3 protein-coding genes and 1 pseudogene are annotated in these 21,246 nt (G+C 71.8%); all 4 read left to right on the top strand.

What is annotated here, in order from left to right; translation table 11 throughout:
• The first annotated feature begins 141 nt into the window (after positions 1-141).
• The 4 genes and pseudogenes from P7L68_RS03525 to P7L68_RS03510 all read left to right on the top strand — a co-directional run bounded on the left by P7L68_RS03525 (position 142) and on the right by P7L68_RS03510 (position 21,105).
• A complete protein-coding gene (locus tag P7L68_RS03525) occupies positions 142-15,768 on the top strand; it encodes an amino acid adenylation domain-containing protein (protein ID WP_371999775.1) in 15,627 nt (5,208 codons plus the stop codon).
• 14 nt (positions 15,769-15,782) lie between these two features.
• On the top strand, positions 15,783-19,268 hold the full coding sequence (locus P7L68_RS03520) for an AMP-binding protein (protein WP_371999773.1): 3,486 nt from the start codon (positions 15,783-15,785) through the stop codon (positions 19,266-19,268).
• A gap of 210 nt (positions 19,269-19,478) precedes the next feature.
• Positions 19,479-19,736 (top strand): annotated as a pseudogene (locus P7L68_RS03515) (antitoxin of toxin-antitoxin stability system); the annotation flags it as partial.
• Between the two features lie 439 nt (positions 19,737-20,175).
• Entirely contained in the window at positions 20,176-21,105 is a 930-nt protein-coding gene (locus P7L68_RS03510) for a hypothetical protein (protein WP_371999772.1), read from the top strand.
• The last annotated feature ends 141 nt before the right edge of the window (positions 21,106-21,246 follow it).

Here is a 21,246-nt window from a genome sequence, read left to right as displayed (position 1 = left end):
GCATCGTCGGGTCAATGATGATCGATTTTTGCCAAGCACCCGACTTGCGAGTGACACAACCGGCACCTTACTCTGCTCCCCAATAGAGGCTGCAGGCTGTCTGATCGGCAGGCCAAGGCTATCGGGCAGCGGGAGGCTATCGTGAGTGTGATCGGTCGGGCAGGTCCGGGCGGGCGGCAGGATGCGGCGGCAGAGACCATCGCAGAGGCCGCAGCTGTATCACCGCTGCCGCTGTCGGGTGCGCAGGCGGGGATCTGGGCCGATCTGATGTCGGGCGGGGTGGGCCCTGCGGGCTACAACATCGCCGACCGGATCGATCTGGACGGGCCGCTCGACCCCGCGGCGCTCTGCACCGCCATCCGGCTGACCGATCAGGCGGCAGAGGTGGTGCGGCTGCGGTTCATGGTCGACGAGACCGGCATCCCCTGGCAGTGGCTCGCCGATGCGCCCGGCCGGTTTGATTTCGCCCGGATCGACCTGTCGGACGCCGACGACCCCGAGCTGCTCGCCAGAGAAGCCTTCGAAGCCCTGCAGGCCCGCCCCTTCGACACCGCCCACGGGCCGCTCTGCCGCCATCAGCTGCTGCGGCTGGCGCCCGATCGCCATCGCTGGATCCGCTGCTATCATCACCTGATCCTGGACGGTCAGGGGGGCATGATTCTGGCCGGCACGGTGGGGCGGATCTATACCGCCCTCATCCGCGGCGAAGCCCTGCCGGATCCGGATCTGCCGGCTTTCACCGACCATCTGGCGCGCGAAGCCGCCCATGCCGCCGGCACGGGCGCCCAAGCCGATGCCGCATGGTGGCGCAGCCGTCTGGACGGGCTGCCGGCGGCGGCCGGCTTCCGGCCGGCAGCCACCGCCGCCGCCCGCCCCGACGGGCGGATCGGATCGGTGATCCGCCCGCTCGGCGCGGCACGGCTGGCGGCCATGGACCAGGTGGCGCGCGCGCATGGCCTCACCTCGCGCAGCAGCCTGGCACTGGCGCTGTTTCTGGTGCTGCTAGGTCGGGTGGCCGGCACCGACACGCCCGTCTGCAACATGCCGCTCGGCAATCGCATGGGGCGCGCGGAGCGGCGCACCCCGGGCGAATTCGCCTATACCGTTCCGACCGGCACCCGGATCGACGGAACCGAAAGCCTGGCCGGGCTCGCCCGGCGGATCGATGCCATGACCCGCCGCGACCTCCGGCATATGCGCCTGGCACCGATGCGCTGGCCCGAGGCCGGCTTCATCCCCGACAGGCCGGCCAGCCGCGGCGCGATCTTCAATGCCATGGACCTGCCCGCGACCTATGGCTTCGACGGGCTGCAGGTGCGGGTGGCGGACTCGATCTTCGGCGAATTGCACGACGTGATGGCCTGTCTGCGGACCTATGGCGCCGCCGATGCCTCGGACATGCAGTGGAGCTTTCCGCCCGCCCGCATCGACCAGGCCCGGGTGGAAAGGCTGGCCGCCGCATTCGAAACCATGCTCGATGCCGCCCTCGCCGATCCGACGCAGCCGGTGGATCACCTGCCGGCGGGCGACCTGCCGTCACCCCTCGACATCGCCGCGACGATCCCGCCGCAGCCGGCGATACCGCTGATCGACACCGCCACGCGCACGGCGCTTGAAACCGAAGTCACCCGGCTGTTCGCCGGCCTGCTGGATGCCCCGGGGCTCAGCGCCGACGACGATCTCACCGCCCACGGGCTGCAGTCGCTGCGCGCCATCCGCGCGGTGGCGCCGCTCAGCCGGCTGAGCGGCCGCGAGGTGACCGTGGCCGACATTCTGGGCCATCCCTCGGCCGCAGCCCTGGTCGGCCATCTGTTCGGGCGGCTTGAGGCGGCGACCGCCGACGCGCCGGTCAAGGCGGCCGCGGCCGAAGAGACCGAACATACAAAGGGTGATTCATCGACAGAAATAAATTCTTTTCGGTTGCCGGCCCGGCTGGAGGGGCAATGGCTTGCCCGCCGCGATGCCGGGCCCGGCACCAGCTATTCCATCGGGCTGATCTGCGACCTGCCGGCCGGGACCACGGCAGCTGTACTTGAACAGGCCTTGCACCGGCTGCTCGACCGGCATCCGGCCCTGCGCTCGACCTTCGCCGAGGACGCCCGCGGACAGGTCATGCAGCGGGTCGGGCCGGTGCCGCCGATCCGGCTGGCCGGTTATGACGATGCGGCAGACATGCTGGCGCCCTTCGACCCGGCGACGGGGCCGCTGATCCGCTTCGGCTGGGATGCCGGCCAGCCCGAGCGGTTGCGGGTGGTGGCCGATCATCTGGTCTTCGACGGCGAAAGCCGGGCCGTGTTCCAGCGGGAGCTGACCGCCCTGCTGACCGGGCAGCCCCTGCCGCCGCCGGCGCCGGCAGATCCCGGTGCGCTCGACGCGGCGGCGGAAGAGGCCGCGCGCGCCTTCTGGGCCCCGCGCCTCGCCCGGCTGCCCGAACGGGCCCTTGCCGCCGAACCGGATCCGGTCCCGCCGGGAGACGGCCGCCGGGCGATGATCCGGCTGACACCGGAAACCGCCCGGGCACTGCACGGCCTGACCGGCCGGGGCGCCACGCCCACGGCGGTCTGGACCGCCATTGCAACCACAGCCCTTTGGCGAATTCTGGAAGACACGCAACGGTTGTCGATCGGCATCGCCTTTGCCGGGCGTGGCCGCCGCGACACGACCGATGCCATCGGGTGTTTTGTGAATTTGCTTCCTGTGGTTGTTGAACCGACCGCGGGTGAGGCCCTGTCCCAATTGGCCCGGCGGATCGGCCGCGACATCTCTCAGGTGCTGACCGTCCAGGATTATCCGCTCTCCCGGCTGTCGGCAGACTGGGCGCGCGTGGTGCCTGGCCGCGGCCCCGAGCCGATCGATGTGGTCTGCACGCTGGAGAACGACCTCTCGGCGCTGGAAGCCGCCGACATCTCCTTCGCCACCGGCAAGTTCCCGCTGCTGATCGGGCTGATGTGGCAGGGCGATGCGGCCGCACTCAACATCGAATACGACCCGGCCCGCTTCGGCAGCGCCTGGATCGGGCGGCTGCAGACAATGATCACCCGGCTGATTGCGTCCGCCGCCGCCGATCCGGCCACCCCGGTGGACCGGCTGGACCTGCTGGGTGACGAGGATCGCGCGGTCATCGCCTCAGCGAACGCCACCGACTTCGCCTGGCCGCGCGACACCGGCCTCGGGCAGCAGCTGGACCAGGTGCTCCGGGCCGATCCGGACCGCATCGTCCTTGTCCATGATGAAGGCGCCCTGGCGGCCGGGGATCTGCGCGCCCGGCTGGGCGGAGTCGCGGCAGCCCTCGCCGACGCGGGTGTGCGGCCCGGCGCACCGGTGGCGCTGGCGGTGGAACGCGATCCCGATGGTCTCACCGCGCTGATGGGCATCATCTGGGCCGGTAACGCCTTCCTGCCGCTCGCCGCCACTTTCCCGGTGGCGACCGCGCGGGAGCTGCTGGCCGCCGCCGGCTGCACGGCGCTGGTGGCGGATGGTGCGGGCCTGGCCCGCTGGGCCGCACTCGCCCCCGACATCACGCTGATCCCGCTGCCGACCGGCCGGGCCGACCTGGCCCCCGGCCCGCGCGGCCCCGAAGATCCCGCCTGCCTGCTCTATACCTCGGGCTCGACCGGCATGCCCAAGGGCGTGGTGGTGCCGCATCGGGCGATCCTGCGCCTCGCCTATGGCGGCTTCTGCCGGCCCGGGGGCTGCATGACCCAGGCGGCGCCCATGGCCTTCGATGCGATCAGCCTGGAACTCTGGGCGCCGCTGCTCAATCACGGCCGGGTGCGGGTGCTGCCGGCGACCACCATGTTCGACCCGCCGCTGCTGGAGCGCAGGATCCGCGAGGACGGCGTCGATACGATGTGGATCACCACCAGCCTGTTCAATCAGATCGTCGACGAGCGGCCCGGCACCTTCGCCGGCCTCGACAGGCTGATGACCGGCGGCGAGGTGATCAGCCCCGATCATGTCCGCCGGGCGATGGCCGCCTGCCCGGGGCTTGCGCTCTACAACGCCTACGGCCCCACCGAGAACGGCACCTTCACCACCATCCACCGGATCACCGCCGCCGATCTGGACGGCGGGCCGGTGCCCATCGGCCGGCCGGTGCCCGGCACGCGGGTGCATATCGTCGACGGCCGCGGCCAGCCGCTTCCGATCGGCTTCTGGGGCGAACTGGTCACCGCCGGTGACGGGCTGGCGACCGGCTATGCCGGCCGGCCGGATCTGACGGCGAAATCCTTCGTCACCCTGAGCGGGACGGGCGAGACCCTGGTCTATCGCACCGGCGACCGGGCGCGCTGGCGGGCGGACGGCACCATCGATTTCGGCGGCCGGCGCGACGGTCAGCTGAAGATCCGCGGCCAGCGGATCGAAACCGCCGCGGTGGAAGCGATCCTGACCGCGCAGCCCGCCGTGCGCGAGGCGGTGGTGGTGGGCGTGGGCCAGGGCGCCGATCAGATCCTGGCGGCGCTGATCGCGGCCGACGAGGCGGACGAGGCCGGCTGGCGGGCGGCCATCGCAGCACGGCTGCCGGCCTATATGGTTCCCGAACGTTTCCGGCTGGTCGACCGGCTGCCGGTCAATGCCAACGGCAAGGCCGATCGCCGGCAGGCGGTCACGATGCTGTCCGCAGCCACCCCCGTCACCCCGCCCGCCGTCGCGGCTACGGGCTTCACCCGGGCGGTGACCGGCGCCTTCGAAAGCCTGTTCCCCGGGGTCCGGATCGAGAGCGATACCGATTTCTTCGATCTGGGCGGCCACAGCCTGGCCGCCATGCGGCTTTCCGCCCTGCTTCAGGCATCGACCGGCCGGCGCCCCGGGCTGGCGCAGATCATGGCCGCGCGCAGCGTGCGCGCGATCGCAGCCCTGCTCGACCGCCTGCCCGCGGCAGCGGCGGAACCGGCCATCCCCCGCGCCACCGGCACCGAGCACCCGCTCTCCCCCGGGCAGCTGCGGCTCTGGGTGCTGCACCGGCTGTATCCCGGGCTGGCGACCTATTCGGTGCCGATGCTGCTGGCGCTGGACGGCCCTCTCGACCCCGATGCGCTGGATCGGGCGCTGGTCGGGCTGGAAACCCGCCATCACGCCCTGCGCACCCGCTTCGTCACCCGCCCGCAGGATGGCGATGGCGTGCGGCAGATCGTGGCGGCACCGGGCGCCCTGACCGCCTGCCGGCTCCGCCTGGATGCGACCGCAGCCGACCAGGCGGTCGCCCGCGAAATTGCGCGGCCCTTCGACCTGGCCACCGAACCGCTGGCCCGGGCGGTGCTGATCCGCATCGACGAACACCACCACCGCCTGCTGCTGGTCCTGCATCATGCCATCGCCGACGGCTGGTCGCTGCCGGTGCTGCTCCGCGATCTGGGCCGGCTTTATGCCGGTGCGGTGGACGGCCGGCCGGACGATCGGCCGCCGCCCGCCCGCCAGTTCGCCGATATCGCCGTCTGGCAGCGGGCGCGCGCCGCCAGCGCCCAGGGCCGCGCCCTGATCGACCGCTGGCGCAGCCGGCTGACGCCGCCGCCCCAGCCGCTCAACCTGCCGACCGATCACCCCCGCCCGGCGGTGCGCAGCTTCGCCGGCGACATTCTGAGCCTGACCCTGCCCGCCGCCGCGACCACCGCGATCGACCGTCTGGCTGCCCGGGCAGGCGTCACCCCCTTCGCGGTGCTGACCGCCCTGCTTCAGACCCTGCTTTACCGTCTGACCGGCGCGCGCGACATCGCCCTCGGCCTGCTGGTCGCCGGACGGGGGGCGCCCGTGCCGGAAGACCTGGTCGGCTTCCTGGTCAACACCGTCGTGCTGCGCCAGTCGATCGATCCGGCCGCCCGTTTCGCCGATCATCTGGCGATCACCACCGACCGGCTGGCCGAGGCGGTGGCCGATCAGGATGCCCCGTTCGAAGCGGTGCTTCAGGCGCTTGGCGCCGATCGCGACCCTGCGCGCAACCCGCTCTTCGACGTGCTGGTCACCTGGCAGGACGACATGCCGGCCATGCCGGCGATGGCGGGGCTGACGGTCCGGCCGCTGGACTGCATCCTGCCCTTCGCCAAATTCGACCTTTCCTTCCATTTCCAGCGCGAGGGCGGCGCGATCCGCCTGCATCTGGAATATGCGACCGAGCTGTTCGAGACGGCCACCGTCCGCAGCCTGGCCGGGCGGCTGGCGGCACTGGCCACGGCACCCGGCCTGGGCGAGGGACCGCTGGGGGCACTGCCGCTGATGACCGATGCCGACCGGGCGGCGCTCGATCGCTGGAACGGCACGGCCCGGCCCTTCGACACCAGCCGCCCCCTGGCGCAGCTGCGCTTTGCGGGCGATCCTGCCGCCCCGGCGCTGATCGCCCCCGGCCTCACCCTCGACAATCGGGGCTTCGACCGCCGGGTCGGCGGGCTGGCCCGCCGGCTGCTGGCGGCCGGCGTGCAGCCGGGCGATGTGGTGGCGGTGGCGCTGCCGCGCAGCCCCGGGCTGCTGATCGCGATCCATGCCGTGCTGGCCGCCGGTGCCGCCTGGTGCCCGCTCAGCCCCGACCTGCCGCCGCAGCGCCGGGCGCATATGATCGAGGATCTGGGCGAGCCCTGGTTCCTGAGCGATGCGGAGAACGCCGCCGGCCTGCCGGCTGCGCGGCTGATCCTGGCCGGCGACGACCTGGCCGATCCGCCGGTCGTGCCGGCGGGGCCGGATGACCTTGCCTATGTGCTGTTCACCTCGGGCTCCACCGGCCGGCCCAAGGGGGTGGAGATCACCCGGGGGGCGCTCGCCAACCGCATCCTGTGGATGCAGGAGACCTTCCCCATCGGCCCGGGGTCCACCGGTACCGGCGACGTGATCCTGCAGAAGACCCCGGCCGGCTTCGACGTCTCGGTCTGGGAACTGATCTGGTGGGCCTGGACCGGTGCCGCCGTCGCGGTGCCGCCGCCGGGCATCGAGCGCGACCCCCAGGCGCTGGCGGCGGCGATCCGCGAGCATCGCGTCACCGTGATCCATTTCGTGCCGGCCATGCTGCGTGCCTTCCTGGATGCGCTGGACGACGGCCGGATCAGGCCCGCGGACCTTGCCACGCTGCGCCTGGTCTTCGCCAGCGGCGAGGCCCTGGATGCCGCGACCGCCGCCCGCTTCGACCGGCTGCTGCATGCCCGCTTCGGCACGGCGCTGCACAATCTCTACGGGCCGACCGAGGCCACCGTCGACGTCACCTGGCAGCCCTGCACGCCCTGGGATCCGGCGGCCAGATCGGTGCCGATCGGCCGCCCGGTCGCCAACACCCGGGTGCTGATCCTGGACCGCAGCGGCCGCGACCTGCCGCCGGGGGTGGCGGGCGAAATCGTGCTGGCCGGCCCCCAGGTCGCCCGCGGCTATCGCGGCCGGCCGGATCTGACCGCCGAACGTTTCCGCCCCGATCCGGATGTCGCCGGCATGCGGATCTATCACACCGGCGATCTGGGCCGCTGGACGGCCGACGGCGTGGTCGAGTATCTGGGCCGGATCGACGATCAGGTGAAGATCGGCGGCGTGCGGCTGGAACCGGCCGAGGTCGAAGCCGCGCTCGATGCCTGCCCGGGCGTGGTGCGCGGCCTGGTGCGGGTCGGCCGGCGCGACGGCCTGGCCGAACTGGAAGCCTGGGTGATCGGCTCGGACGGGCTTACGCCTGCCGGTCTGCGCGCGGCACTCGCCGACCGGCTGCCGGCGGCGATGATCCCGACCCGCTGGTTCCGGATCGATCAGGTGCCGCTGTCGCCCAACGGCAAGGTCGACCGCAAGGCGCTCTCGGGCATGCCGCTCGCCGCCGGCGCCGTGGTGAAGCCCGCGCGCACGGCCCGCCCGGCCGAGGCCGAGATCACCCGGATCTGGCGCGAGGTGCTGCCGCCCGAGGCGGTGTTCGGCCCCGATGACGGGTTTTTCGAGGCGGGCGGCAGCTCGCTGATGCTGCTGCGGCTGCACGACCGGCTGGAAGCGCGCTGGCCGGGCCGGTTCAGCCTGGCCGGGCTGTTCGCGGCATCGACCATCACCGCCCAGGCCGCCCTGCTGGACGATGACGACACCACGGCCCGCACGGAAGCGGCCGCATCGACCGACGGGGCGATCGCGATCATCGGCATCGGCCTGCAGGTGGCGGGCGCCGAGGATCTGGCGGGCTTCTGGCGGGATGTCGCGGCCGGCGCCGACAGGATCGGGCAGCTGCCCGCGACACGCATCGACAGCGCCCGCCGCATCGCCGCCGCCGCCGGGATCGCCATGCCGGCCGCACCGCGAGAGGCATCCTGGCTTGCCGATATCGACGGGTTCGACGCCCGGCGCTTCCGCTTCTCCCCCGCCGATGCCGCCCTGCTCGACCCCGAACAGCGGCTGTTCCTGGAAACCGCGCAACGGGCGCTGGAAGATGCCGGCCTCGGCGGCACGGCGCTGAAGGGCGCCCGGGTCGCGGTTCATGTCGGCGGCAATGCGAACCCGCTGCACCGCCAGGCGCTGCGCCATCTTTCGGGTGCGCGGCTGGAACAGGCTTTCGCGCTCAACGTGCCCTCCAACATCGCAACCCGGCTGGGTTTCCTGAACGACTGGCACGGGCCGGCGAGCCTGGTCGACACCGCCTGCTCCTCGGGGCTGGTGGCGGTGGATGCCGCCTGCCGCGATCTGGTGCGGGGCGTGGCCGATGTCGCGATCGCCGGGGCGGCGCGGCTGATCCTGGTTCCCCAGGGTGACGGCGCCCGCTTCACCATCGAAAGCAGCACCGCCCGCACCCATGCCTTTGCCGCCGATGCCGACGGCACCGGCGCCGGCGAAGGTGCGGTGGCCCTGGTGCTGAAGCCGCTGGCCCGCGCCCTTGCCGATGGCGACCCCGTGCATGGGGTGATCCTGGCGACCGCCGTCAACCAGGACGGCGCCTCCGCCGGCGCCGCCGCCCCCAACCCGATCGCCCAGGCCGATGTGATCCGCACCGCCTGGGACCGGGCCGGTGTGCCCTTCGCCAGCATGTCCTACATCGAAGCCCATGGCACCGGCACCCGGCTGGGCGATCCGATCGAGATCGAGGGGTTGACCCGGGCCGCGGGCCCGGCCGTCCTCTCCGAACCGGCGCTGATCGGCTCAGGGAAAGGCAATTACGGCCATCTGGACAATGTGGCCGGCGCGCTCGGCCTGGTGCGCGCGGTGGCGGCCCTTGCCCACGACACCGCGCCGCCGCAACCCTTCTTCGACCGGCCCAACCCGGCGATCGATTTCGCCCGGGCGCCGGTCAGGGTGGCGGCCCGTGCAAGCCGCCTGCCCGATCGCGGCACGCCCCGCCGGGCCGGCGTCAGCTCTTTCGGCCTCAGCGGCATCAACGCCCATGCGGTGATCGAGGCGGCACCCGCCCGGCCGGCGGCGGCCATCGGCCCCGAGGGCCATGCGGTCATCGTGCTCTCGGCCGGCGACCGGGCGGCGCTCGGCCGCTATGCCCGTGCCCTGCACGACCGGATCACGACGGATGCCGGGCTCGATCTGGCCGGCATCGCCTGCACGCTCGCCCGGGGCCGCAGCCATCTGGGCTGGCGGTTCGCGGTCGCCGTCTCCGACCGGGCGGCGCTGCTTTCAGCCCTGGACCGGCTGGCCCGGGGCGATGATCGCGACACCGCCGAGGTCGCGACCGGCCGCCATGCCCGCCACCAGGACGTGCCCGCCTGGCATGCCGGCCGGGCTGCGGCCGAAGCCGCCGCCCGCGCCGTGCTGGCCGGCGCCGTGCCGGTCTGGCCCGAAGGCGTGCCCGCCCGCCGCCATCATCTGCCGCCGGCGCCGTTCAGCCGCATCCCCTGCCGGCTCGACCTGCCCGCACCAGCTGTAAATGCGGCATCGAATACAACTTTTTCCCTGGGCTGGACCTCTTTCCCCGGCGGGCGGGCGCTGGCCCTGCCGCTGGCCGATCCGGATTTCTGGCCGGTGGCCGACCACCGCCTTGCCGGCCGGCCGACCCTTGTCGGCATGGCGATCCCGGCACTCGTCGCCGCCGATCGGGGCGCGGGCTGCGTGCTGCGCAACCTGGTCTGGCGCCGGCCGCTCCATGCCGGATCGGGTGAGGCGAGCCTGGTGATCGCCCGCGACGGCACGGTCACCGCCGGCCACGCCACGGCCGAAGGCGGCTGGGCGGTTGCGGCCGAGGCCCGGCTGGAGACGGCATCCGCGCCGGATCTCTCTGCCGTGGACCTGTCGACCGACGGCCTGATCGCGCTCCACCTCGCCCCCTTCGACGGGGCGGAAGGGGTGATGCAGGTGGGCGCGCGCTGGGATTGCCGGCAGGCGATCTGGCTAGCGCCCGATCGCCGCCGTGCCGTGGCCCGGCTGGCCCTGCCCGAAGCCCATGCCGGCGATCGCGGGCTCTGGCCCTGGCATCCGGCCCTGCTCGACATCGCGGCCAGCCTGCTCGCCGCACCGGGCGAGGTCCCGCGCGAGGTGAACGCCATCCGGATTCTGGCGCCCCTGCCTGAAACCGTGATGGCCCGTGCCGACCGCCGGCCCGACGGGCTGGTCGATATCCGCCTCGCCGACACGGCCGGCCGGCCGTGCCTGCTGATCGACGGCCTGCGCTTCGTGGCGGCAGACGGCCGTGCCGCGCCCGAGCTTCTGGCCCCGGTCTGGACACCGGATCCGCTGGATCCGGCTGCCCGTCCGTCCGACGCCCTGCCCGCCGAGAGCCTGATCATCCGGAGCGATGCCGATCTGGCCGCAGCCCCGGCCACGGCCTCGCTGATCCTGGCGCTGCCGACGGGCCCCGATCTTGCCCGCCGGACCGCCGATCTGCTGAAGATCGCCATGGCCCGGCCGGGTGTGCAGCGGATCGCCGTCATCGGCGCCGGCACCGACACCGATCCCGAGCGCGCCGCCGCGGCCGGGGTGGTGATCGCCGCCGCCCACGAGACCCGGCATCAGGATCTGCGCTATCTGGACGTGGCCGGGGATGCCGCCGCCGCCGCGGTCGCCGCCGAATGGGCGGCGGCACGCCCGCAACGCCTCAGCCTCTGGCGCGACGGTCTGCGCCATATCCGCCGCCTGGACCCGATCGCCGCCGAGGGGGCACCCGCCTGGCCCGATCACGGCGTGGCGGTGGTGACCGGCGGCACCGGCGGTTTCGCGGCCGCCCTCGCCGAAGCGTTGAGCCATGGCGGGCGGGTGACCCTTGCCCTGCTCGCCCGCCGCGCCACCGCGGATGACACGCTCGCCGCGGCCATCGCCCGCATCGAGGCCCGCGGCGGCCGCGTGCGGCTCTATGCAACCGACATCACCGATCAGACGGCGCTTGCCGCCACGCTCGACCGGGTGCGCGCCGATCTGGGGCCGATCACCGCCGTGGTGCACATGGCCGGCATTGCCGACGGCGCCATGCTGGCGGTGCGCGACATGGCGGGCTTCGACGCCGTCATGGCCCCCAAGATCCGGGGTGCCCGCAATCTCGATGCCCTCACCCGGCAGGATCCCGTCACCGCCTTCGTGGTCTTCGGCAGCCTGACCGGCCTGGTGGGTGCTGCCGGCCACACCGCCTATACGGCGGCCAATGCCTGGCTCGACGGCTTCGCCCGCCGCCGCCGCGCGGCCGGTCTGCCGGCGCTGGCCATCGACTGGTGCACGCTGGCCGATCAGGGCATGGCGGCGCGAGCCGGGGCCGATCGCGGTGCCGGCGCACCGGTGATCTCCCCCGCCCAGGCGGTGGGCGCCATGATCGGCGCGCTCTCGACCGGCGCCGCCCAGGTGGTGGTGCTGCCGGCGGGGCTTGCCGCAACCGCGGATGCGCCGCCGGCGCCTGCCCGTTCCGAACCCGCAGCCGCGCCCGCGCTGCCGCCCGCCGGCCTGGGCGACCGGATCGCCCGGGTCTGGGCCGAGGTGCTGGGCCATGAAACCGTGGGGATGGACGACGACTTCTTCGACCTCGGCGGCGATTCGCTCTCGGGCCTCGACATCGCCGAACGGCTGACGGGGGAAACCGGCCAGCCGGTCACCCTGCAGATGCTGTTCGACCACGCCACCCCCCGCGCGCTCGCAGCCAGGCTGACGCCCGAGCCGGTTGCCCTGCCCACCCCCGCCGCCCGGATCGCCGCGATCTGGGCCGAGGTGCTGGGCCACGAGACCGTGGAGCTGACCGACGACTTCTTCGACCTGGGCGGCGATTCGCTCTCGGGCATGGAAATCGCCGATCTGATCACCGCGCGGCTGGGCCTGACCGCCACGCTCACCCTGCTGTTCGATCACACCACGCCTGCCGCCCTGGCCGCCGCCCTGGCACCGGCGGCCACGACGCCGGAAGCGGAGGCCACCGGACCGGCATCCGAAGAGCGGGCATCCACCGAAGAGCGGGCATCCATCGAAGAGCGGGCACCCGGCGACCCGCGCAAGGCGCCGGCCGGCCTGGATGCCTGGCCGCTCGCCTGGGAACAGCGTGCGGTGGTAGAGACCGAGGCGCTGGCCGATATGGGCACCGCCTTCAACCTGCCCCATGAAATCGACCTGCCGGACGATGTCGATCTGCCCCGGCTGCGCGCCGCGGTGGCGGCGCTGGTCCGGCGGCATGCGGCGCTGCGCACCGGGATCATGCGCCTGGATCCCGCCCGGGAAGACCTCTCGCAGCGGGGCGACGACTGGCGGATGGTGCCGGTCGATGCCGCCGCCGCCACCCCGGCCCTGGACATCCGGCCGATGGCCACGGCCGCCGGCTCGGCGCCGGCGGCCCCGGTCCGGCCCTTCACACCCGATGGCGGGCCGCTGGCCCGCTGGTCGCTGCATCGCGACCCGGCCGGCCGGATGGTGCTGGCCTTCGACATCCATCACAGCATGTCGGATGCCCAGGGGGTCGAGATCCTGCTGACCGATCTGGGCGCGCTCTATCAGGGCCTGGACCTGCCGCCGCCGGCCGTGGATCTGCGCGATTACGGCTGGTTGTCGGCCATGCGCGGCGATGCGGCGATCCAGGCCGCGCGTGCCTGGTGGGACGGGATCTTCCCCGCCACCCCCCATGGCCGCGACCTGCCCCGGCTCGACCTGCCGGCCGATCGGCCGCGGCCGCCGGTGCATGGCCATGATGCCGCGGCAATCGGCTTCGACCTGCCGGCGGCGCTCTCGCGCGACATCCGCGATCTGGCGTCCCGCCGGCGTACGACCCCCTTCACCGTGCTGCTGACCGGCTGGGCGGTGCTGCTGGCCCGGCTGACGGGCCGCGACGACATCACCGTCGCCCTGCCGGTGAACACCCGTGCGGCGGCCGGTTTCGACGGCGTGGTCGGCATGCATGCCGCCCTGGTGCCGGTGCGGATGCGCGTGCCGGCCGACGGCAGCGGCAGCGATCTTCTGGCCCATATCCGCGACCGCCAGGCCGGCGCGCTCAGCCATCACGCCCTGCCGCTCGGCCGGATGCTGGCCGAATTCCGGGCCCCGGCGATGCCGGAACGCAGCCCGCTTTCGGAAGTCTCCATCTCGTATATGAACCATGCCGCAACCGCAGCCGGCACGCTGGACGGCAGCGGTTTCCGCCTGCGCGGGGTGGTCCGCGCCGACGGCAAGAACGATCTGTCGGTGTTCATCGCCGACAAGGGCGACGGCTTCGGCCTGGTGCTGGAATACGATACCGGCCTGTTCGATGCCGCGCGGATGCAGGCGTTCGGCCCGATGCTGCGCCGGATCCTGGGCGGGCTGACCGCCGATCCCGACCAGCCCGTCGGCCGGCTGCCGCTCCTCGACGATGCGACGCAGGGCCTGCTGGCGGCGCGCGAGGCGGCAGAGGGGCTGTCGGTGCCCGACGATCAGGGCCAGCCCCTGCCGCCCGGAGTCTGGGGCCATCTGCACCGGCTGACCGATGACGGCTGGCAGCCGACCGGATACCGGGCGCGCTGGCGGCTGGATCTGGCGGGGATCGAGACCGGCGGCCGGATCGACCGCCTGACCCGCTGGCAGGGCCATCTGCTCGACCCGGCGCTGATCGAGGCGCAGCTCTCCGGCCTGCCGGGCGTGCGCGCCCTGCGCATCCTGCCGCGCCCCGATACGCTGGTCGCCGCGATCACCGGCACCCGGCCCGATGCGGCCCGCCTGCGCCGCGCGGCCGGTGCGATCCTGCCGCCGGCACTGGTGCCCGGGGCCTGGCATCTGCTCGACAGCCTGCCCGAGGACGACACCACCCTCGCCGCCCTGATTGCCGCCACCCCGCCGCTTGCCGCCAGGGCAGAGGCGGAGCACGACCCCGACCACCTCGCCACCGTGCTCGGCGTGGTCTCAGAGGTGCTGGGCCGGCCGGTTGCCGACCCGGCGGCGGATTTCCACGCCCTTGGCGGCCACAGCCTGCTGGCCATGCGGGTGGTGAACCGGCTGGAGGCGGCGACCGGCATCCGCATGTCCATGCGCGCCTTCTTCGCCGACGCCAGCATGGCCGGCATCGCCCGCAGCCTGGGCGAGGCGGCGGGGGCGGCGGCAGAGGATATGGCGGCAGAGGGCGCTATCCTGCCCGGCGCCGGCCCCGGTGCTCACCCGGCCAGCCATGGCCAGCAACGGCTCTATCTGCTGCAGCAGATGCAGCCCGAAAGCCCCGCCTGGCTGATGCTCTTCGCCCTGCCGGCCGGTGCCATCGATGCCCGGGCGCTGCGCCTGGCGCTCGACCGGCTGTCGGCCCGCCATGCGACGCTGCGCACCGGCTTTGCCACCACGAATGACGGCATCGTCCAGCTGGTCGCGGCCGAGGCGCCGCCGCCACTGGTCGTCGACGATCTCCGCCACCGCCCCGACGGCCCCGACGAGGCGCTGCGCCTTGCCCGGCTGGAGGCGGCCACCCCCTTCGACCTGGCCGCCGCGCCCCTGTTCCGCGCCCGGCTGATCCGGGTGGCCGATGGCGAAAGCCTGCTGCTGCTGGTGCTGCACCACATCGTCGGCGATGGCTGGTCGAGCCGCATTCTGCTCGCAGAACTTGCAGCTCTTTATCAGGCTGCAACCGAAGGACGTGGCGACCCGCTGCCGCCCCTGCCGGTCAGCTATGCCGATTATGCCCGCTGGCAGCAGGGCCGCGACTGGCAGGCGGCGATCGACGGCTGGCGCGACCGGCTGGCCGGCGCGCCCGAAGCCATCGCGCTGCCGACCGACCGGCCGCCCCGCCCCGATGCCTCGGGCCGCGGCGCCACGCACAGGCGCGCGCTGCCGGTTGAGGTGCTGGCGGGGTTGACCCGGGTCGCCCGCCGGCACAATACCGGCCTCGCCGCGGTCGGGCTCGCCCTGTTCGCGGCCGTGCTCTACCGGTTGAGCCGTCAGGGCGACATGGTGATCGGCATGGGCGTCGCCGGCCGTGACCGGGCCGAAACCGAAGGGCTGATCGGCTTCTTCGTCAACGTCCTGCCGATCCGCCTGCAATTGGACGACGACACCGGGCTCGGCCAGTTGATCGACCTTACCCGCGACCGTCTGGCCGAGGCGCTGGACCGGCGCGAACTGCCCTTCGACCGGCTGGTCCGGGCGCTGGCCCCCGGCCGTGCCGGCGGCCGCCAGCCGCTCGCCAATGTGATCTTCGAATATCAGCGCTTCGACGACGTGAAGGCGGTCGCGACCGACGCCACCCTGCCGGCGCCGCCGGCCGATGGCGGGCTGCTCGGCCCCGCCGCCGCCGGGCTGGTCGATGCCGCCACCGCCAAACACGACCTGATCCTGTTCTTCGAGGATGGCGGCGACCAGGCCAGGGTCTCGTTCGACTACGACACCGATCTGTTCGACGCGGCGACCATCGAGGCCTGGGCAGGGTATCTTCTGCGCATCGCCACGGCCGTCGCCTCACATCCCGACGACGTCTGACCACCGGAGCCCCCATGAAGATCGGCGATCTGCTGCTCGATGACATCACCCCGAAGCCGCGCCCGGCCGAGGCGGCAGCCCCGGCCGCAGAGGGCACGGTGCTGGATGCCGTGCTGCGCCAGGCGGCCGCCCATCCCGACCGGATGGCGGTACAGGATGCCGACGGGGCGGTCAGCTATGCCGGGCTGGTGGCCGGGGCCCGCGCGATCGCCGGCCTGATCGCCGCGGCGGGTCCTGGCGACGACGCCCGGGTGGGGGTGATGACCGGCCGCAGCCGGCAGTATATCGCCGCCGTGCTGGGGGTGATGATGGCGCGGGCGGCCTTCGTGCCGCTCGACCCCGCCTTGCCCCTGCCCCGCCGGCAGATGATCGCCCGGGCCGCCGGGCTTGCCATGATCATCGCCGATCGCGACCGCATGGGCGATGCCCGCCGGCTGGCCTGGACCTGCCCCGATATCGCCCATCTCGTCTGCCCGGATCTCGACGACCTCGACAGCCCGACCGAGGCCCATGGCGCGCGGATGAATGCCGAACTCTGGGACCATCTGGCAGGCAGTGCGGGCGACGACGTCGCGGCGGCGGGCTGGCGCAGCCCCTTCACCGGCCAGCCGATCGCGGAGGCGGTGATGGAGGATTTCGGCCGGGCCGCGGCAGGCAAGCTGGCCGGCCTCGTCACGCCTGCCAGCCGGGTGCTGGAAATCGGCTGCGCCTCGGGCTTCACACTCCGCGCCCTGGCGCCGCTCGCCGGCCCCTATCTCGCCACCGACATCTCGCGCCGGGCGGTGGAGCGGGCGGGCGGGGTCGCGCGCCGGCTCGGCCTCGACCGGGTCGATCTGAAGGCGCTCGCCGCGCATGATCTCGACCTGCTGGCGGGGCGGGACTTCGATCTGATCGTGCTCAACAGCGTGATCGAAAGCTTCCCGGGCTTCGGCTATCTGGCCGATGTGCTGACCCGGGCGGCCGGGCTGCTGGCGCCGGGTGGTGCCATCTTCCTGGGCAATGTCCGCGACCTGGACCGCCGCGATGCCTTCCTGGCCGATCTGGCCGGCTTTGCACGCAGCCATGCAGGCAGCCCCGAGATCGGCACGCGGCTCGATGCCGCCGACGACCTCTTCGTGCCCCGCCGCTTCTTCGAAGACTGGGCCGCCCGCCGCGGCGGCTTCAGCGCCCGGGCGAGCGCGCTGGAGGTGCCGGGCTTCGACCTCGGCCCCTATGTCTACGACCTGGTGCTCAGGCGCGACGAAACCGCGCCGGCGGCACCGCCCCGCCACAGCCATCACGGCCGGGCGGCATTGGCGGCCGCCGCCATGCAGCCGCCGCCGGCGCCACCCGCCCCAGACGGGCTCGCCTATGTCGTCTTCACCAGCGGCACCACCGGCGTGCCCAAGGGGGCGATGATCGGGCATGAGGCGCTCGCCAATCTGGCGGCGGCAACCGCGCAGGTGTTCTATGCGCCGCTCGTTTCCGCCGAGGCGGAGCCGCTCGATCTCTGCTGCATCGCCCCCTTCGCCTTCGACGCCTCGATCATCCAGACCCTGCCGGTGCTGGCCCATGGCCACCGGCTGCATCTGCCCGACGACGACACCCGGCGCGACCCGGCGGCGCTCGATGCCTTCCTGCGCGCGCGCGACATCGCCATGATCGACCTCACCCCCAGCCAGTTCACCCTGCTGCTGGACCACTGGCGGGCGCGCGGCACCCATGCACCGGTGCGCCAGGTCGTTCTCGGCGGCGAACCGGTGACCACGGCCCTGGTGGAGCGGATCTTCGCCGACCCGGCCCATGCCGGGCTGCGGCTGATCAACGCCTATGGCCCGACCGAATGCTGTGTCGCCGCCGCCGCCCATGCCATGACCGCCCATGGCTGGCGGGAAATCCTGCCGCCGCCGATCGGCATGCCCTTCCCCGGCGTGGTGATCGAAATCCGCGACGCCGCCGGCCGGCCGGTGCCGCCGGGTGTGGCGGGCGAAATCGTGATCGGCGGGCGCGGCGTCGGCCGCGGCTATCTGGGGGCCGCCGGCGAGGCCGCGGCCCGCTTCGTCACCGATGCCGACGGCCGGCGCTGGTACCGCACCGGCGATATGGGCCGCAGGCTCGCCGGGGGGGCCATCGCCTTCATCGGGCGCGAGGACGGCCAGGTGAAGATCCGCGGCAACCGCGTCGAGCTTGGCGAGGTGGAAAGCGCGCTGCTCGCCCATCCCTTCATCCGCGCCGCGGTCGCAACCCTCGCCGACGGCACGCTTCTGGCCCATATCGTGGCCGTGCCGGGCTTCGACGAGGCCCGCTGCCGCGCCGATCTTGAGGCGCGGCTGCCGGCGGTGATGATCCCGTCGCGGATCATCGCCATCGACCGGATCCCGCTCACCGTCAACGGCAAGGTCGATACCGCCCGGCTGCCGCGGCCGGCCGCGGCCGGGCAGCCCGCCGCCACCCCGCTCCGCCCGCTCGCCGACGACACCGAACGCCGCGTCGCCCGGATCATGGGCGAGGTGCTGGAGGTGCCGATCCAGGATGCCGGCGCCGATTTCTTCCGCCTGGGCGGCCACAGCGTGCTGGCGGTGCAGCTGGTCGACCGGCTGCGCCGGGACTTCGGGGTGAAGCTGCCGCTCTCGGACCTCTTCGCCCATGCAACCGTCGACGGCCTGGCGCGGCGCCTCACCCGCCAGGCGCGCGGCCGCCGCGACCGGCTGGTGGTGGTCAATGCCGCGGGCACCCGGCCGCCGATCGTCTGTTTCCATCCGGTCGGCGGCAATGTGCTCTGCTATCAGGCGCTGGCGGCGGTTCTGGGCCCCGACCAGCCGGTGGCGATGGTCGAGGCCGCAGGGCTCGACGCCGACGACACGCCCGAGCCGTCGGTAGAGGACATGACCGCCGCCACCCTCGACGAGATCACCGGTTTCGCCGCGGGCCGGCCGCTCCACCTCGCCGGCTGGAGCTTCGGCGGCCTGCTGGCGGTCGAGGCCGCCCGCCGGCTGGATCAGACGGGCAGCCCGATCGGCCGGGTGCTGCTGTTCGACGCCGTCGCCTCGCCCGATCCGATCCGCGACCTTCTGGCCCGGGACGATGCCGAGTATCTGGCGACCCTGTTTGCCGGCATGGGCATCGCCGATGCCGCCACCTTCCGCGCGCTCGACCCCGAAGGCCGGCTCGACCTGCTGATCGACCGCGGCAAGGCGGCCCTCGGCCTGCCCGACGGCGTGGACCGCGACGCCATGCGCCGCCTGCTGGCGGTGTTCCAGAACAACGCCGTCGCCGCCATCCGCTACCGCGTCTCCCGCCTCGACCGCCTCTCCGCCCTCCTGGTCCGCCCCAGAACCCCCTCCGCCCAGGCCCCGGGCCTCCCCGGCGACCCCTGGAACGGCTGGCGCGACCGCTTCGGCGGCGGGGTGACGCTGGCCTGGATGGACGGCGACCATGCGTCGATGATGATGCCGCCGCATGTGGAGGTGCTGGCGGGGGTGGTCAGGGGGTATCTGGAGGGGGGGCCGGGGGCTTCGTAACGGCGCGAACGCCATGCCTGGCGCCGCACTCTCCAGCCTCTGCACAACATCTCTGCCGTCATCCCGGCGCAGGCCGGGATCCAGGTTCGCGTCCGCGTGAAGAACACCGGGCGAGCCGGCTACGGCCCGGACATGGGGCGCCGTCCCGATATATGATGGCGGCAGCCCATCGATCGGAGGCCCGCCATGTCCGGAAAAATCGTGGTGACGATGAAGCTCACGCCGGAACTGCATGACATGTTCATCGCCGAAGCGGCGGCAGACGGCCGTCCGCCCGCACAGGTTCTGCACGATCTGATACGCGACTATGTCGGCCGCCGCCGGCAGGCGCGGGACTATGACGATTTCCTCCGCCGCAAGGTCGAGCTCGGCCGCATGGACTGGGATGCCGGCCGTCACGTCTCCAATGACGAAGCCGAGGCCCAGGCGGCGGCGCGGCGGGAAAGGCTGCTGCGTGGCATGGCCGGGGCTGCGGACACTGCGGACGTCGATGCGCTCATGAACGCCCTCCATGCCGGCGAATGCTCCGGCGAACCGCGCCCCTGGGACAACGAGGCCTTTCTGGCCCGGATGACCGCACGGTATGGCGGTTGAGCGGCTGGTTCAGACCAGTCCCTGGCCCGGGGACAATCGACGTCATCCGCATTCTGCATGCTGCAATGGATGTCGATCAGCATTTGTGATGGCGTCGCTGTGGACGCTGGGATCTCGGTCATGTGCCATATTGTCGCTTCTTCCAGCTTGCATACCCCAGTTTCTGTGATAACGTAATTGCATGGCTGACCCGGCCGTGCCGTCCACAATGGCAAAGCTCCCGAGCAGGACTTTTTAAGACCGCGCCTGAAACTCTTCCCAAGGTGCGCAGGCCTAGTGGACACGCCATTCTTAGCACCGCACGGAGGGTTCTATGCGTATCCAGTTCGCAGATCTGGCGCGCCCAAAGCAGGCCGCCAAATACCTGACCAAGACGTCATCCACTCTGAAATTATCTACTGTACATGAAGTAATCGCTCAGGCCCTTGGTTATCGGGGCTGGCATGATCTTACGTCTACCGAGCGCTCATGCGCTGCCCCCACCACATCTCCACCGCCCACACCAACTGATGCGGTAGAGGTCATTCTACGCCTGTCAGATCGGCTGAATATCGACGCTGTGGATGTCCAATACATCATCAGTCGGTCGCACCTGCTTCGGAACGATCAATGGTCTTTGGCTGAGCAACTTAGCATCCGTTGCGCGATCTGGCGACAGCGGGTGTTTGGTCCGCCCGGGCGCGGCAAACCCGGTACAATCGTGAAAGATCGTGCGTATGGCAAGGGCATGCCGTGTTACCTTCGAAAGGGAGGCAAACCAACACACGTTCTGTTCGACACCGGATTTGGTACCCGCAGCGACTTTGAAGTGGTCACACCGAAAATACCACTTGCAGATTTCGTTCCATCACGCCTCTGGCTACCTTACGGCTACTGGACACTGAACGACGGATCTCAGGTAATATTTTCGCGTGACTACCTGCCGATGTGGCGAATCTCAGCAGCGGGGACCGAGCGCCTTGATCCCTGGTTGTGGATCGAGGGCATCACCGGACAGTCATACTTCCCTCAACCGAACACCCCCGATATCTGGGCAAGCGGCACCGCCCGCGAACGCGCGCTAAAACATCTCGCGGAGCATCGAATCTTTTACCTGCCCAAACTGGTGGACGTCATGCCACATCTCTTCGAGACCGACGTTGACGACATACGCAAGGGTGTCAGACACTTGTACGAGAAGGTGAAAAATGGCGAGAAACTGCCATCTTATGCCGAATTAAACCCCTACATCTGCAGTATTTGATCCGCAATGGTGACTTGATCTGATACAGAATCTAGATTCTGTATCAGATCTTGCAAAAATGAAGCGCCAGAATTAATCAATTTTACCTACATATGACATTTATTATTATCGTTGATTTCTATTATTAATAGATCTAATTTC

It is taken from the genome of Tistrella mobilis, assembly GCF_041468085.1.
In the GTDB taxonomy this organism is placed as follows: domain Bacteria; phylum Pseudomonadota; class Alphaproteobacteria; order Tistrellales; family Tistrellaceae; genus Tistrella; species Tistrella mobilis_A.
Note: the sequence above shows the minus strand (reverse complement) of the source record. Positions and strands in the feature narration are given on the sequence as shown.